General features: G+C 62.2%; 11 protein-coding genes and 2 rRNA genes. 2 read left to right on the forward strand and 11 right to left on the reverse strand.

What is annotated here, in order from left to right; all coding sequences use genetic code 11:
• The 3 genes from ABQ039_RS17925 to ABQ039_RS17935 are packed head-to-tail and all read right to left on the reverse strand — an operon-like array spanning position 1 to position 2503.
• Entirely contained in the window at positions 1–1164 is a 1164-nt protein-coding gene (locus ABQ039_RS17925; protein ID WP_215825012.1) for a heme A synthase, read from the reverse strand.
• Between the two features lie 10 nt (positions 1165–1174).
• Entirely contained in the window at positions 1175–1750 is a 576-nt protein-coding gene (locus ABQ039_RS17930) for a hypothetical protein (RefSeq protein ID WP_349778403.1), read from the reverse strand.
• A gap of 27 nt (positions 1751–1777) precedes the next feature.
• Positions 1778–2503 carry an SURF1 family protein gene (locus ABQ039_RS17935; protein ID WP_126966496.1) on the reverse strand — a complete coding sequence of 242 codons (726 nt, stop codon included), beginning with the start codon at positions 2501–2503 and terminating at the stop codon, positions 1778–1780.
• Positions 2504–2563: 60 nt separating this feature from the next.
• On the opposite strand from ABQ039_RS17935, the gene ABQ039_RS17940 reads away from it, so the two are divergent.
• Positions 2564–2782: a twin transmembrane helix small protein gene (locus tag ABQ039_RS17940; protein WP_006449736.1), complete on the forward strand. Its 219-nt coding sequence runs from the start codon at positions 2564–2566 to the stop codon at positions 2780–2782.
• Positions 2783–2873: 91 nt separating this feature from the next.
• Here the strand turns inward: ABQ039_RS17940 and ABQ039_RS17945 are convergent, their stop codons facing one another.
• From ABQ039_RS17945 to ABQ039_RS17970, 6 genes are read right to left on the reverse strand one after another with little or no spacing between them, the layout of a single operon-like run.
• The gene (locus tag ABQ039_RS17945) at positions 2874–3749 is read right to left on the reverse strand and encodes a cytochrome c oxidase subunit 3 (protein WP_104567873.1); all 876 of its coding nucleotides are present in this window, start codon (positions 3747–3749) and stop codon (positions 2874–2876) included.
• A gap of 39 nt (positions 3750–3788) precedes the next feature.
• Entirely contained in the window at positions 3789–4385 is a 597-nt protein-coding gene (locus tag ABQ039_RS17950; protein WP_039518470.1) for a cytochrome c oxidase assembly protein, read from the reverse strand.
• Positions 4382–4552 carry a hypothetical protein gene (locus tag ABQ039_RS17955; protein WP_024938846.1) on the reverse strand — a complete coding sequence of 57 codons (171 nt, stop codon included), beginning with the start codon at positions 4550–4552 and terminating at the stop codon, positions 4382–4384. Before ABQ039_RS17955 ends, ABQ039_RS17950 begins: the two co-directional genes overlap by 4 nt.
• Positions 4533–6137 (reverse strand): cytochrome c oxidase subunit I, encoded by a 1605-nt coding sequence (ctaD, locus tag ABQ039_RS17960; protein WP_016902803.1) that lies wholly within the window; start codon positions 6135–6137, stop codon positions 4533–4535. The genes ABQ039_RS17955 and ctaD overlap by 20 nt, the downstream gene beginning before the upstream one ends.
• 39 nt (positions 6138–6176) lie before the next feature.
• Positions 6177–7127, reverse strand: a complete 951-nt coding sequence (gene coxB / locus ABQ039_RS17965; RefSeq protein WP_024938844.1) for a cytochrome c oxidase subunit II — start codon at positions 7125–7127, stop codon at positions 6177–6179.
• 16 nt (positions 7128–7143) lie between these two features.
• Positions 7144–7620 carry a DUF2244 domain-containing protein gene (locus ABQ039_RS17970; RefSeq protein WP_016902801.1) on the reverse strand — a complete coding sequence of 159 codons (477 nt, stop codon included), beginning with the start codon at positions 7618–7620 and terminating at the stop codon, positions 7144–7146.
• Between the two features lie 291 nt (positions 7621–7911).
• Here ABQ039_RS17970 and putA point away from each other — a divergent pair, with 291 nt between their 5' ends.
• Positions 7912–11112, forward strand: coding sequence for a bifunctional proline dehydrogenase/L-glutamate gamma-semialdehyde dehydrogenase PutA (putA, locus tag ABQ039_RS17975; RefSeq protein WP_349778404.1), 3201 nt, complete (start codon positions 7912–7914; stop codon positions 11110–11112).
• A 510-nt stretch (positions 11113–11622) separates the two neighbouring features.
• Here putA and rrf read toward each other — a convergent pair.
• Together rrf and ABQ039_RS17985 are read right to left on the reverse strand one after the other, a co-directional pair.
• Positions 11623–11737: ribosomal RNA gene (gene rrf, locus ABQ039_RS17980) — 5S ribosomal RNA — on the reverse strand.
• A gap of 112 nt (positions 11738–11849) precedes the next feature.
• Positions 11850–14730 (reverse strand): 23S ribosomal RNA (locus ABQ039_RS17985).
• Position 14731: the final 1 nt, after the last annotated feature.

Raw genomic sequence — 14731 nt, forward strand, 5'->3', positions numbered from 1 at the left:
TCACTCCGGCGCGCGCAGCCGCGCCAGCAGCGAGACCAGCACGAACAACAATGCGACCGCGCCGCCGTTATGCAGCACCGACACTTCCAGCGGTAACGCCAACTTGACGTTGAGCATGCCCAGCGTCACCTGCACCGCCACCAGTACCGCCAGCGCACCGGCCCACACCCGCATGCCCGGCGAACGCGACAGGCGCCAGGCCAGCCACCACAGATACAGCGCCGTCGCAATTGCCCACAACCGGTGCGCCATCTGGATGGCGATACGCGCTGCGCCATCGAGCACACCGCCTTCGTAATCCACCCCGATCCCGCGCCACAGCGTGAAGCCTTCGCGGAAGTCATGCGGCGGCCACCACTGACTGACGCAGCGCGGGAAATTGTCGGCCGACCAGCTACCGCCGCCACAGGCCAGCGCCGCGTAATTGGCACTGACCCAGCCGCCGAGGGCGATCTGCAGGCCCAGCACCGCCACACCCGCACGCAGCAGCCACTTGAGCCGCGAGGCATCGGCCAGCGTGATCGGCAGATGCGTCGCGCGCCAGGCCATCCACACCAGCAGCGAGAACATCAGCATGCCGCCGAGCAGATGGCCCATCACCACGATGGGTTTGAGCAGCAGCGTCACCGTCCACATGCCCAGCAGCGCCTGGAAGATCACCACCGCCAGCGTCAACACCGCCGCACGCGCCAGGTCGATGTTGCTCCAGCGCAGCGCCGCCAGCAGCAGGATGGCCTCGCCCGCGATCGCCACGCCGAACGCCAGCCTGTGCCAGCCGGACATGTACAGCGGAATCGACAAAGCCACCAGCACCGCGGCAGAAACCACCTGGGCGATGCCCATGCGGCGGCGGCGCACCGCCAGCAACGACAGCACCAGCACCTCCACCCCGAGCGCGCCGGCCAGGAAGCGGTGCACCTGCTCGCGCCAGGCCTTGTGCGATTCCAGCGGCCGGATCTTGCTGGCCACATGCGTATTGGCTTCGTCGCTGGTCTGCGGCCAGGTGACGCGGCCGTAGCAGGTCGGCCAGTCCGGGCAGCTCATGCCGGCATCGGACAGGCGCACGAACGACCCGAACAGGATCGTGCTCGCAGTGAACAACGCAGCCAGCCAGGCCATGCGATGGAAGTGGCGGAACAATGCCGGTGGCGCAAACAGATTCATCGAAACGGGCTCACATCAGTTTCAGCAGCTTGACCAGATCGGCACGCAGGCCGGCCGGGTCGAACCCCGGGGCGTACCGCAGGATCACGAAGCCATTCGGGTCGATTACATACACCGGCACGCCGGCGGCATCGTTGGCACGCGGCAGGCCCTGCCGCAGCCGCGCGTCGTCGCGCAGTACACGCAGGGCCGGCATCGGCGGCAGACCGGCCGGCGGGGCGCCGATCCACAACACCTCCACCTTGTCGGCGCGATGGCCGAGCAGCTGCCATACCTTGTCCAGTTCGGCCGCCAACATCACGCAATGCTGCGTGCAGCCGGCAGGCGGTGCGAGCGCAATCCGCCACACACGTTCTGCAGGCGTCCAGGCATACGGCTGCCCGTCCGCGCGCACCGGCACCAACCCGCGCAGGTCGGCGGGCGGCTTGAGCAGTTCGCCGTGATTGCGCATCGATGCCGGCTGCCATCCGGAGAAGCGCAGCACGCCGGCCAGCAACATCGAGCCGAAGAACAGCAACGCCAGGGCAATCAGCATCCTGCGGCCGCGTTTGACCGAATGCGGCGTGGCCGATGTGGAGGAGGTCATGCCGGCGATTTTCTCATGCCGCAGGCGTCAGTGCCCGCGTTGACGGCGGCGACGCGCACGCCAGCTCAGCAGCGTCGCAGTGGCCAGCACGGCCGCGGCCAGACCGAACCATTGCACCGCATAACCCAAGTGCCGCGCGGGTGGCAGCGTGTTCGGCAGCATCTCCAGGTCGCGTGCATACCCGACCGGCAGGGCGGGATCCAGGCGCAGGACCTGCGACGAAATGTCGCGCCTGCCCAACGCGCTGCGCAGGGCGCTGGTATCCAGGCGCGTGGCCAGCCAGGTCTGCGGCGCATTGCCGGCGGCCAACGCCGGCCCGATCGCAAGTCCGGCCGACGGCGGCGCACTCAGCAAGCCCTGCAGTGTCCGGGTGCCTTGCAGCGGGGTGATCGTCGGCAACTGCCGATTGGCCGGCAATGGCAGCCAGCCCAGATCGACCAGCAGCGTGACCGGGCTGCCTTGCGGCGCGGCAAGTTGATAGATCCGCACACCGGCGCGCCCGGCATGCAGCTGGTTGTCCAGCAGCACCTGCTGCGGCAGGAACCGCACCTCTCCGCTCACCCAGGCCAGCGCATGCGGCGTGGCCAGCGCCTGCACCAGGGTCAACGGCGTCTGCCGCACATGCGCTGCGCGTTCCAGCAAGGCCTGTTTGTCGTGCATGCGCTGCAGCTGCCACTGACCAAGCGCCGCAAACCCCGCACTGACCAGCACGGCCAGACACCATCCCAACACCGCCGTGTGCTTGCGCGTCATGACAAGCGACGCAAAAAGGCGTGCAATGCCGCTACCACGCCGACGACCACCGGGGCTGTTGTGAACGATTCGCTCAAGACGTTGCTGATTGTCGCCTTCCTGATCGTGATCCTGTGGAACCTGGGTGCGGGCCTGTACTACCTGCTCACCGACCGTGGCGAAACCAAGCGCACCGTCAACGCACTGACCTGGCGCATCGGTCTATCGGTCGCACTGATCGCCGTCGTGATCCTCGGCATCTACACCGGCTGGATCAAACCCCATGGGCTCGGCCGCTGACGCGGCCGATGGGATTGGGGATTGGGGATTGGTAACAGCAAACGCGGATCGCTCTTGCGAATCCCCAATCCCGACTCCCCAATCCCCGCCCTCAAAGTACATACACGAACAGGAACAACGCCAGCCACACCACGTCGACGAAGTGCCAGTACCAGGCCGCCGCTTCGAAGGCGAAGTGGTTGTCGCGGGTGAAGTGCCCGCGCGCCACCCGCAGCCACATCACCGCCAGCATGATCGTGCCCAGCAGTACGTGCATGCCGTGGAAGCCGGTGAGCATGAAGAAGGTGGAGCCGTAGATGCCCGATCCCAGCGTCAGATTGAGCTCGGTGTAGGCGTGGATGTATTCCTCGGCCTGCAGGAACAGGAACACGCAGCCCAGCAGCACGGTCAGGCCCAGCCACAGCAATAGCGCGCCGCGACGGCCGCCCTTGAGCGCGTGGTGCGCAATGGTCAAGGTCACGCCGGAGCTGAGCAGGATCAGCGTATTGATCAGCGGCAGGCCCCAGGCGGGAATGGTCTGGAACTGCCCACCGATCGTGCCGGGGCCATTGGTCGGCCATGCAGCGGAATAGCCGTTCCACAGCAGTTCGTTGGTCATCACGCCATCGCCTTCGCCGCCCAGCCAGGGCAGCGTCAGCACACGCGTGTAGAACAACGCGCCGAAGAAGGCGCAGAAGAACATCACCTCGGAAAAGATGAACCACACCATCCCCATGCGGAAGGAGCCGTCCACCTGGCGGTTGTAGTGCCCGGCGTTGGATTCGCGGATGACATCGCCAAACCACATGAACAAGGTCGCCAGCAACATCGCCATGCCGATGAAGAACGTCCAGCGCCCCCATGCCGCATCGTTGAGCCAGCTGGCCACGCCGATCATCATCACGAACATCGCAATCGACCCGACAAAGGGCCATTTGCTCTGGCTCGGGACGAAATACGCATCGGCGTTGGGACTATGGTCGGCCATGGCGTTGCTTCCGTGTCGGTGCTGCGTGTGGATGAAGGATCAAGGCGCCGCGCGCGGCGCGCTGGATGCGCCACCGCCCTGCAACTCCGAGGTCAGGGTGTCGTTGCGATAGAACGTGTAGGACAGGGTGATCGTGGTGACTTCCGGCGGCAGCGCCGGGTCGACGATGAAACGCAGCGGCATGTCGCGCGTTTCGCCGGCCTGCAAGGTCTGCGCGGTAAAACAGAAGCATTCGGTCTTGTTGAAGTATCCGGATGCCCGCGCCGGTGCGACCGATGGCACCGCACTGCCGACCACTGCCCGCGCACTGTCGTTGCGTGCGAAGTACAGCGCCTCGTTGAGTTCGCCCGGCACCACATCCATCGTCATCTGCTCGGGATGAAAGGTCCACGGCAGTTTGGAATTGACCCCGGCATCGAACTCCACCCGCACCGTGCGTTTGCCAGCCCCTGCACTCGCAGCGGCATTGCCGCGCGTACTGCCCGGCGCGCGCTCCATGCGGATGCCGAAGACTTTTTCGCACGCGATGCGATACAGCGGCACCAGCGAAAAGGTCAGCACGAACACGCCCAACACCACGCCCAGCAGCTTGAACAGGCCGGCCGTCGGTGCAGGTGCGGGCGCCCGCGCGTTCACCGCCCGATGACTCCCGACGCAATGAAACCCGCATAGATCAGCAGCGCGATGATGCCGACGGTGATCGCCGTGCGGCGCACCGCACGACGCTGTTGCGCCTGCCGTTCGGCAGCGGAGAGCAGACGTGCCACAGCCGGCGGCGCGGACTCAGTGACCGATGTCTTCATGCGCAAGATCTCCAGGCTTGATCACCGGCGGCACGGTGAAGGTATGCGCAGGTGCCGGCGACGGCACCGTCCACTCCAGTCCCTTGGCGCCTTCCCAGGCACGTGCGTCGGCCTTGGCGCCGCTGCGCAGCGAGGCGAGCAGGATGCCGGCCATCAGGAACGGTGTGGCGAACATGCCGAACGCGCCGATCGAGCTGATCAGGTTCCAGTCGGCGAACACCACGTTGTAATCGGGGATCCGCCGCGGCATGCCGGCCAGGCCAAGGAAATGCTGCGGGAAGAACAGCAGATTGACGAACACCATCGTCCACCAGAAATGGAACTTGGCCCAAGTCTCGTTGTACATCCGCCCGGTCCACTTCGGCCACCAGTAGTACACCGCCGCAATCAGCGCGAAGACCGCACCGGTAACCAGCACATAATGGAAATGCGCGACCACAAAATAGGTGTCGTGATACTGAAAATCCGCCGGCACGATTGCCAGCATCAAACCCGAAAATCCACCGATGCTGAAGAGAATCACGAACGCCACCGCCCACAGCATCGGCGACTCGAACGTCAGCGAGCCCTTCCACATCGTGCTGACCCAGTTGAACACCTTCACCCCGGTCGGGATGGAGATCAGCATCGTGGCAAACATGAAGTAGATTTCGCCGCCGAGCGGCATGCCCACGGTGAACATGTGGTGCGCCCACACGATGAAGCTCAGGAACGCGATCGCCGCGATCGCATAGACCATCGCCTGATAGCCGAACAGCGGCTTGCGGCTGAAGGTCGGGATGATCTCGCTGACCACGCCGAACGCCGGCAGGATCATGATGTAGACCTCCGGATGCCCGAAGAACCAGAAGATGTGCTGGTACATCACCGGGTCGCCGCCGCCGGCCGCATTGAAGAAGCTGGTACCGAAGAACTTGTCGGTCAGCAGCATGGTCACCGCGCCGGCCAGCACCGGCATCACCGCGATCAGCAGGAAGGCGGTGATCAGCCAGGCCCAGCAGAAGATCGGCATCTTCAGCAGGTCGATGCCCGGCGCGCGCATGTTGAGCACGGTGGCGATGATGTTGATCGCGCCCATGATCGAACTGACGCCGGCCACATGGATCGCGAACACGCTGAAGGCCACGTTGTAGCCGCCCTGCAGCGACAACGGCGGGTACAGCGTCCAGCCGCCGGCCGGCGCACCGCCGGGCAGGAACAGCGTCAGCAGCAGCAAGGTAAACGCCACCGGCAACAACCAGAACGACCAGTTGTTCATGCGCGGCAACGCCATGTCCGGCGCGCCGATCTGCAGCGGAATCATCCAGTTGGCCAGGCCGACGAAGGCCGGCATCACCCCGCCGAAGATCATCACCAGGGCATGCACGGTGGTCATCTGGTTGAAGAATTCCGGCTTGACGAACTGCAGCCCGGGCTGCATCAGTTCAGCGCGGATCACCACGCTCATCGCCGCGCCGATGATGAACATCACGAAGGAAAACAACAGATACAGCGTGCCGATGTCCTTGTGATTGGTCGAGAAAAACCAGCGCTCGACGAAACCGGGCTGGTGGTGTCCGTGGTGATCGACTGCGGTATGCGCCATGACGGAACGACCTCTACGAAGCGGTGCGGTTGCGGGCGATTAAAGAGCGGCGGTCGGTGCGGCGGTCGGAGCAGGCGCTGCGGCTGGAGCGGCCTCACCGGCAGGCGGTGCTGCAGGTGTGGACGCCGGCGCCGGGGTGCCGGCCGGTGCGGCAGGCGCTGCGCTGGCACTGCGACGGGCCGCCAGCCAGCGCTGGAATTCGGCCTTGGGCAGCGCTTCCACCACGATCGGCATGAAACCATGATCCTTGCCGCACAACTCGGCGCACTGCCCGCGATACACGCCCGGCTGCTCGATATTGGTCCATGCCTCGTTGACGATGCCGGGGATCGCGTCCTGCTTCCAGCCAAGGGCCGGCACCCACCACGCATGGATCACGTCGTCGGCGGTGATCACGAAACGGATCTTGGTGTTCACCGGCAGCACCAGGCGATTGTCCACGTCCAGCAGATAATGCGGTTGCGATGCAGCGGTCGGACGCTCGCCACTCTGGCGAATGCGATCGGATTCGCGCGCCAGCCGGCTGGTGAACTCCACGCCCTGGCCCAGATACTCGTATTTCCACATCCACTGGTAGCCGGTGACCTTGACGGTCATTTCCGACTCGCGGGTGTCGTACATCGCAATCAGCTTGGCCGTTGCCGGCCAGGCCATCGCAATCAGCACCAGCACCGGGATCACCGTCCACAGCACCTCTGCCGTGGTGTTGTGGCTGAATTGCGCGGCCACCGCCCCCTTGGACTTGCGGAACTTGAAGATTGCATAGCCCATCGCACCGAACACCAGCGCGCCGATCACCACGCAGACCCACAGCGCCACCATGTGCGCCTCGTAGGCCATGCGCGCGGTCTGGGTGACCCCGCGGCCCATGTTGAGCTGCCATTCCTTCGGGTCGGCCGATTGCGCCCAGGCAACCGAGGCGCTCGACAGCGCCAGCATCGCCAAAGCCAATTTCGGATACGTCGCCTTCCAGCTGCTGCGTTGCGTCATTGCCTAGACCCTTACGTCATCGGTGACGGCCATTGGCGGCCGCGAGCAAGCGTTTCAGCGTAGTTGCCAGTTCCACACGTTCGGCCGGCCCGAGAAAACTTCCAATCTCGATCTGCTTGCCGCTGCTGACCAGCACCACCCTGTCGTCGCGTTCCATGCATAACCGCACCCAATGCGGATGTGCCTGAAACGCTGGTGGCGCATGTCCGGATGGAAACACCTCGACAACGGTCTCCCCTACCCGGATCGCTTCTTCGCGCTCGCCACTTCGCCACAACTGCCGTAGCGCCAGCGCCACCACACCACTGTGCAACAGGGCGAACACCGGCGCGAATGCATTGCCGGTCCACCACCCCAGGCCCGCAAATACCCACATCGTTCCCGCCAACACTGCGAACAGCTGCACGAATTGCCTGGCCGACAATGCCCGCGGAGGCCGCAACCGCAACTGCGTCCCGACCCCTTCGGACATCAACGGCAGTACTTCGATCATTGGCAACACGCAGCGCACTGCGGGAATGGCCCGATGGTAGACCCGCACGAACGCATGCGGCAAGCGTTTTCCGGCAATCATGCGATTGCTGCAGTGCAGCTAAAAACACGCGTAAATCAATCACTTCCCGGTGCATGTGCCGATGCCCGCGGCTGCGGCCGGCAAGGATCGAGTCCGTTTTGGGCCTGCACCGGCCACGTGCACAAAACGGCGGAAAAGCTGCCGCTTCCACACAAGTGCGCAGGGGCTGCGGCTCTCTAGAATGAGCAAGGATTCCCAGGCACCCTTCGCATGAACGCTCAGCTCGACCAGCTTGCCTCTCCCTCAGTTGCGCGCCCGCTGCTGGCGCCCGAGCTGCCTGCCGCACCCGGCGCATTGCGTGCGGCGATCACCGCCGCCTGGCTCAAGGACGAAACCGAGCACGTCCGCGAATTGCTCGACCAGGCGCGTCTGCCCGCCGCCGAACAGGCCAAGGTGCAGGCGGTGGCCGCGGATCTTGTCACCCGCGTCCGCGCACGTGCGCAGGATCAGGGCGCGATCGAAGCCTTCATGCGCCAGTACGACCTGGGCAGCGAAGAAGGCGTCTTGCTGATGTGCGTGGCCGAAGCGCTGTTGCGCATTCCCGACCAGGACACCGCAGACAAGCTGATCCGCGACAAGCTCGGCGATGCGGACTGGAAAAAACACGTCGGCGGCAGCGACTCGGTGCTGGTCAACGCATCGACCTGGGGCCTGATGCTCACCGGCAAGCTGGTGCAGCTCAACGACCTCACCCGTGCCGACGTGCCGGGTGCGTTCAAGCGCCTGATCGGCCGCGTCGGCGAGCCGGTGATTCGCCTGGCGGTGCGCCAGGCGATGAAGATCATGGGCCACCAGTTCGTCATGGGCCGCACCATCGGTGAGGCCCTGTCGCGCTCGCGCAAGGGCGACAACGCCGATTACCGCTATTCGTTCGACATGCTCGGCGAAGGCGCATTGACCATGAAGGATGCGCAGCGCTATCTGCAGGCGTACCGCGATGCCATCCACGCGATCGGCCGAAGCGGCAGCTTCGTCGGTACCGATGTCTTTGCGGCGCCCAGCATCTCGATCAAATTGTCCGCGCTGTATCCGCGCTACGAGCATGCCAAGCGCGCACGCGTGATGGCCGAACTGGTGCCGGGCGTGCTCGAGCTGGCGCAACTGGCCAAGTCCTACGGCATCGGCTACACCGTCGATGCCGAAGAAGCCGACCGTCTGGAACTGTCGCTGGACATCATCGAGGCCACCTTCTCGGACCCGTCGCTGGATGGATGGGAGGGCTATGGCCTGGCGGTGCAGGCGTATCAGAAGCGCACGCCGTATACGATCGATTTTCTCGCCGATCTGGCGCGCCGCGTCGGCCGTCGCATTCCGGTGCGTCTGGTCAAGGGCGCGTACTGGGACGCGGAGATCAAGCGCGCACAGATCGAAGGCCACCCCGGCTACCCGGTCTTTACCCGCAAGCAGAATACCGACGTGTCGTATCTGGCCTGCGCGCGCCGCATGTTCGCGCACAGCGATGCGCTGTATCCGATGTTCGCTACGCACAACGCGCAGACCATCGCGGCGGTACGCGCAATCGCAACGACCAAGCATTACGAACACCAGAAACTGCACGGCATGGGCGATGACCTGTATGCCGAAGTGATTCCGACCGATCGCCTGGGGCTGCCCTGTCGCGTGTACGCACCGGTCGGCTCGCACGAGGATCTGCTGCCGTACCTGGTGCGTCGCCTGCTCGAGAACGGCGCCAATTCCAGCTTCGTCAATCGCATCACCGACGAGGACGTTGCCATCGAAGACCTGATCCGCGATCCGGTCGAAGCGGTGTCCTCGTTCGGCTCCATTCCGCATCCCAAGATTCCGCTGCCCACCGATCTGTTGCGCAGCCAGAACCAACACAGGAAAAACTCCATGGGCGCCAATCTCGCCAACGACAACGATCTGCGGCAGCTGGCCGAGCAACTCAATGCCGCCATCAAGCCGTGGAAGGCCACCCCACTGGTGCCCGGCGCGGTGATCAACACGCAGAGCGAGGCGGTGCGCAACCCGGCTGACCGACGCGAAACGGTCGGGCACTGGCAGCCGGCCGATCCGGCCACCGTGCAGACCTCGCTGGCAACTGCCGCTGCCGCGCAGCCGGCCTGGAACCGCACGCCGGCGGCCAGCCGCGCCACCATCCTGGAGCATGCCGCCGACCTGCTCGAAGCACGCATGCCCGAGTTCATGGCGATCTGCGTCAAGGAGGCCGGCAAGACCCTGCCCGACGCCGTGGCAGAAGTGCGTGAGGCGGTCGACTTCCTGCGTTATTACGCCGCCCAGGCACGCGCGCAGTTCGGCGCACCCGAGCGTCTGCCCGGGCCAACCGGCGAATCCAACGAACTGCAGCTGCATGGCCGCGGTGTCTTCGTCTGCATCAGCCCCTGGAACTTCCCGCTCGCTATCTTCCTCGGCCAGGTCGCCGCCGCATTGGCTGCCGGCAACAGCGTGATCGCCAAGCCTGCAGAGCAAACCAACTTGATCGGCTACGCTGCAGTGAAGCTGCTGCACGAAGCGGGTATCCCCGAAGCGGTCGTGCAGTTCCTGCCGGGCGACGGCGCCACCGTCGGCGCTGCGCTGACCAATGATCCGCGCGTGGCGGGCGTCGCCTTCACTGGCTCCACGGAGACCGCGCGCGTCATCAACCGTACCCTGGCGTCTCGCGATGCCGCGATCGGCGTGCTGATTGCCGAAACCGGTGGCCAGAACGCCTTCATCGCCGACTCGTCCTCGTTGCCGGAAGCAGTCGTCAAGGACGCGATCTCCAGCGCCTTCATGTCCGCCGGCCAACGCTGCTCGGCGGCCCGCGTGCTGTTCGTGCAGGACGACATCGCCGACAAGGTCATGACCATGCTGGCCGGCGCAATGGGAGAGCTGAAGATCGGCGATCCTGCGCTGCTGTCCACCGATGTTGGCCCCGTCATCGACGCAGATGCGCTCAAGATCCTCGACGATCATGCGGCGCGCATGGATCGCGAAGCCCGCCTGATCGGCACCACCATCCTGGATCCCGCCACTGCCAACGGCAGCTTTTTCGCCCCACGCGCGTATGAGCTGACCTCACTCGCGCAGCTGCAGCGCGAAATTTTCGGACCGGTCCTGCATGTCATCCGCTGGAAAGCCGACCAACTCGACGCCGTCATCGATCAGATCAACGCCACCGGTTACGGGCTGACCCTGGGCGTGCACTCGCGCATCGACGAGACCATCGATCGCATCACCACACGTGTCGCGGTCGGTAATGTCTATGTCAACCGGAATCAGATCGGCGCGGTCGTCGGCGTACAACCCTTCGGCGGCCAGGGTCTGTCAGGTACCGGCCCGAAAGCCGGCGGCCCGCATTACCTGCTCCGTTTCGCCACCGAGAAGGTCGTCACCGTGAATACGACGGCCGCAGGCGGCAACGCCTCGCTTCTGACACTGGGCGACTGAGATCCAGCCCAAACCATTTCAGGCCATCTCTTGGCTCGCTGAGGAAAACAAGAACCCCGCATCGCGGGGTTTTTTGTTGTGCCGAGATGTCCGCATAAGGTCTCGTGCCCGTAGATCTGCATTGCGTAGAAGTAAGCGGTAGGTCATTGCTACACAACAGCATCGCTGCGAGTACCTCCCTCTCGGCATCGACGTGAAAATCAGGGAACAGAGGTAAGAAAGAAGCTCAACCTTGGGCCGTGTCAGTGACCTGCGTGAACCGACGCGTCAGCTACTGCGCTACATGTCGATGAGGCCCCGATCACAGCGTGGCAAAGGTTCCAAGGGATGCGCCTGAAGTGCCCGACTGCCCTGGCGCTACTCGGCTTCAGCTCTGCCTTTGGCTTTGCTCTGGCTCTGGCTCTGGCTTTGGCTTTGGCTCTGGCTTTGGCTTTGGCTTTGGCCAGGTGGCTTAAATTTCGCACAAAAAGAAACCCTCAGTCCTGTTGGACTGAGGGTTTCGGGTAAAGCCCCTGGCGATGACCTACTCTCGCATGGCTTGAGCCACACTACCATCGGCGCAGCTGCGTTTCACTTCCGAGTTCGGGATGGGATCGGGTGGTTCCACAGCGCTAATTTCACCAGGGAGACGGTTGGAGCAGCGCTTGATAGCGCTCGTCTCGCATAGGTAACTTGTGACGTAGCTTGCGTTTGGTGATCTACCAACGTTCGTTGGGACCAAGGCAACTTGAGGTTATATGGTCAAGCCGCACGGATCATTAGTATCAGTTAGCTCAATACATTGCTGTACTTACACACCTGACCTATCAACCACATAGTCTATATGGTTCCTTTAGGGGGCTTGTGCCCCGGGAAGTCTCATCTTGAGGCGCGCTTCCCGCTTAGATGCTTTCAGCGGTTATCGCTTCCGAACATAGCTACCCGGCAATGCCACTGGCGTGACAACCGGAACACCAGAGGTTCGTCCACTCCGGTCCTCTCGTACTAGGAGCAGCCCCTCTCAAACTTCCAACGCCCATGGCAGATAGGGACCGAACTGTCTCACGACGTTCTGAACCCAGCTCGCGTACCACTTTAAATGGCGAACAGCCATACCCTTGGGACCGACTACAGCCCCAGGATGTGATGAGCCGACATCGAGGTGCCAAACACCGCCGTCGATATGAACTCTTGGGCGGTATCAGCCTGTTATCCCCGGAGTACCTTTTATCCGTTGAGCGATGGCCCTTCCATACAGAACCACCGGATCACTAAGACCTACTTTCGTACCTGCTTGATCCGTCGATCTTGCAGTCAAGCACGCTTATGCCTTTGCACACAGTGCGCGATGTCCGACCGCGCTGAGCGTACCTTCGTGCTCCTCCGTTACTCTTTAGGAGGAGACCGCCCCAGTCAAACTACCCACCATACACGGTCCCTGATCCGGATAACGGATCTAGGTTAGAACGTCAAGCACGACAGGGTGGTATTTCAAGGATGGCTCCACTGCAGCTAGCGCCACAGTTTCATAGCCTCCCACCTATCCTACACAGACGAACTCAACGTTCAGTGTAAAGCTATAGTAAAGGTTCACGGGGTCTTTCCGTCTTGCCACGGGAACGCTGCATCTTCACAGCGATTTCAATTTCACTGAGTCTCGGGTGGAGACAGCGCCGCTGTCGTTACGCCATTCGTGCAGGTCGGAACTTACCCGACAAGGAATTTCGCTACCTTAGGACCGTTATAGTTACGGCCGCCGTTTACTGGGGCTTCGATCAAGAGCTTCGCCTTGCGGCTGACCCCATCAATTAACCTTCCAGCACCGGGCAGGCGTCACACCCTATACGTCCACTTTCGTGTTTGCAGAGTGCTGTGTTTTTGATAAACAGTCGCAGCGGCCTGGTTTCTGCGACCCTCTTCAGCTATAGCTCGCATGAGCCACCAAAAAGGGTGCACCTTCTCCCGAAGTTACGGTGCCATGTTGCCTAGTTCCTTCACCCGAGTTCTCTCAAGCGCCTGAGAATTCTCATCCTACCCACCTGTGTCGGTTTACGGTACGGTCTTCGTGAGCTGAAGCTTAGGAGCTTTTCCTGGAAGCGTGGTATCAGTGACTTCGCCATAAAGGCTCGTCTCGGTGCTCGGTCTTAAAGGATCCCGGATTTGCCAAAGATCCAAACCTACCGCCTTTCCCCGGGACAACCAACGCCCGGTACACCTAACCTTCTCCGTCCCTCCATCGCACTCACGCGAGGTGCAGGAATATTAACCTGCTTCCCATCGACTACGGCTTTCGCCCTCGCCTTAGGGACCGACTAACCCTGCGTCGATTAACGTTGCGCAAGGAAACCTTGGGCTTTCGGCGTGCGGGCTTTTCACCCGCATTATCGTTACTCATGTCAGCATTCGCACTTCCGATACCTCCAGCAGACTTCTCAATCCACCTTCGCAGGCTTACGGAACGCTCCTCTACCGCGCATAAAACAAGTTTTATGCACCCCAAGCTTCGGTTCACTGCTTAGCCCCGTTAAATCTTCCGCGCAGACCGACTCGACCAGTGAGCTATTACGCTTTCTTTAAAGGGTGGCTGCTTCTAAGCCAACCTCCTGGCTGTCTATGCCTTTCCACATCGTTTTCCACTTAGCAGTGAATTTGGGACCTTAGCTGTGGGTCTGGGTTGTTTCCCTTTTCACGACGGACGTTAGCACCCGCCGTGTGTCTCCCGGATAGTACGTACTGGTATTCGGAGTTTGCAATGGTTTGGTAAGTCGCGATGACCCCCTAGCCATAACAGTGCTCTACCCCCAGTAGTATTCGTCCGAGGCGCTACCTAAATAGCTTTCGAGGAGAACCAGCTATCTCCGGGTTCGATTAGCTTTTCACTCCTAATCACAGCTCATCCCCGTCTTTTGCAACAGACGTGGGTTCGGGCCTCCAGTACCTGTTACGGCACCTTCACCCTGGCCATGACTAGATCACCCGGTTTCGGGTCTACTGCCCGCGACTATGCGCCCTTATCAGACTCGGTTTCCCTTCGCCTCCCCTATACGGTTAAGCTTGCCACGAACAGTAAGTCGCTGACCCATTATACAAAAGGTACGCAGTCACTCTTGCGAGCTCCTACTGCTTGTACGCACACGGTTTCAGGATCTATTTCACTCCCCTCTCCGGGGTTCTTTTCGCCTTTCCCTCACGGTACTGGTTCACTATCGGTCGGTCAGGAGTATTTAGCCTTGGAGGATGGTCCCCCCATATTCAGACAGGGTTTCACGTGCCCCGCCCTACTCGTCTTCACTGGAGTGGCCCTTTTAAATACAGGGCTATCACCTTCTATGGCCAATCTTTCCAGATTGTTTTTCTAAAGCCATTCCAGCTTAAGGGCTGCTCCCCGTTCGCTCGTCACTACTTAGGGAATCTCGGTTGATTTCTTTTCCTCCGGTTACTTAGATATTTCAGTTCACCGGGTTCGCTTCCAGCAGCTATGAATTCACTGCAGGATACTGCCGAAGCAGTGGGTTTCCCCATTCGGATATTGCCGGATCAAAGCTTGTTGCCAGCTCCCCGACACTTTTCGCAGGCTACCACGTCCTTCATCGCCTCTGACCGCCTAGGCATCCACCGTGTGCGCTTATTCGCTTGACCA

Source organism: Xanthomonas sp. WHRI 6108 (assembly GCF_040202385.2).
Taxonomy (GTDB): Bacteria; Pseudomonadota; Gammaproteobacteria; order Xanthomonadales; family Xanthomonadaceae; genus Xanthomonas; species Xanthomonas arboricola.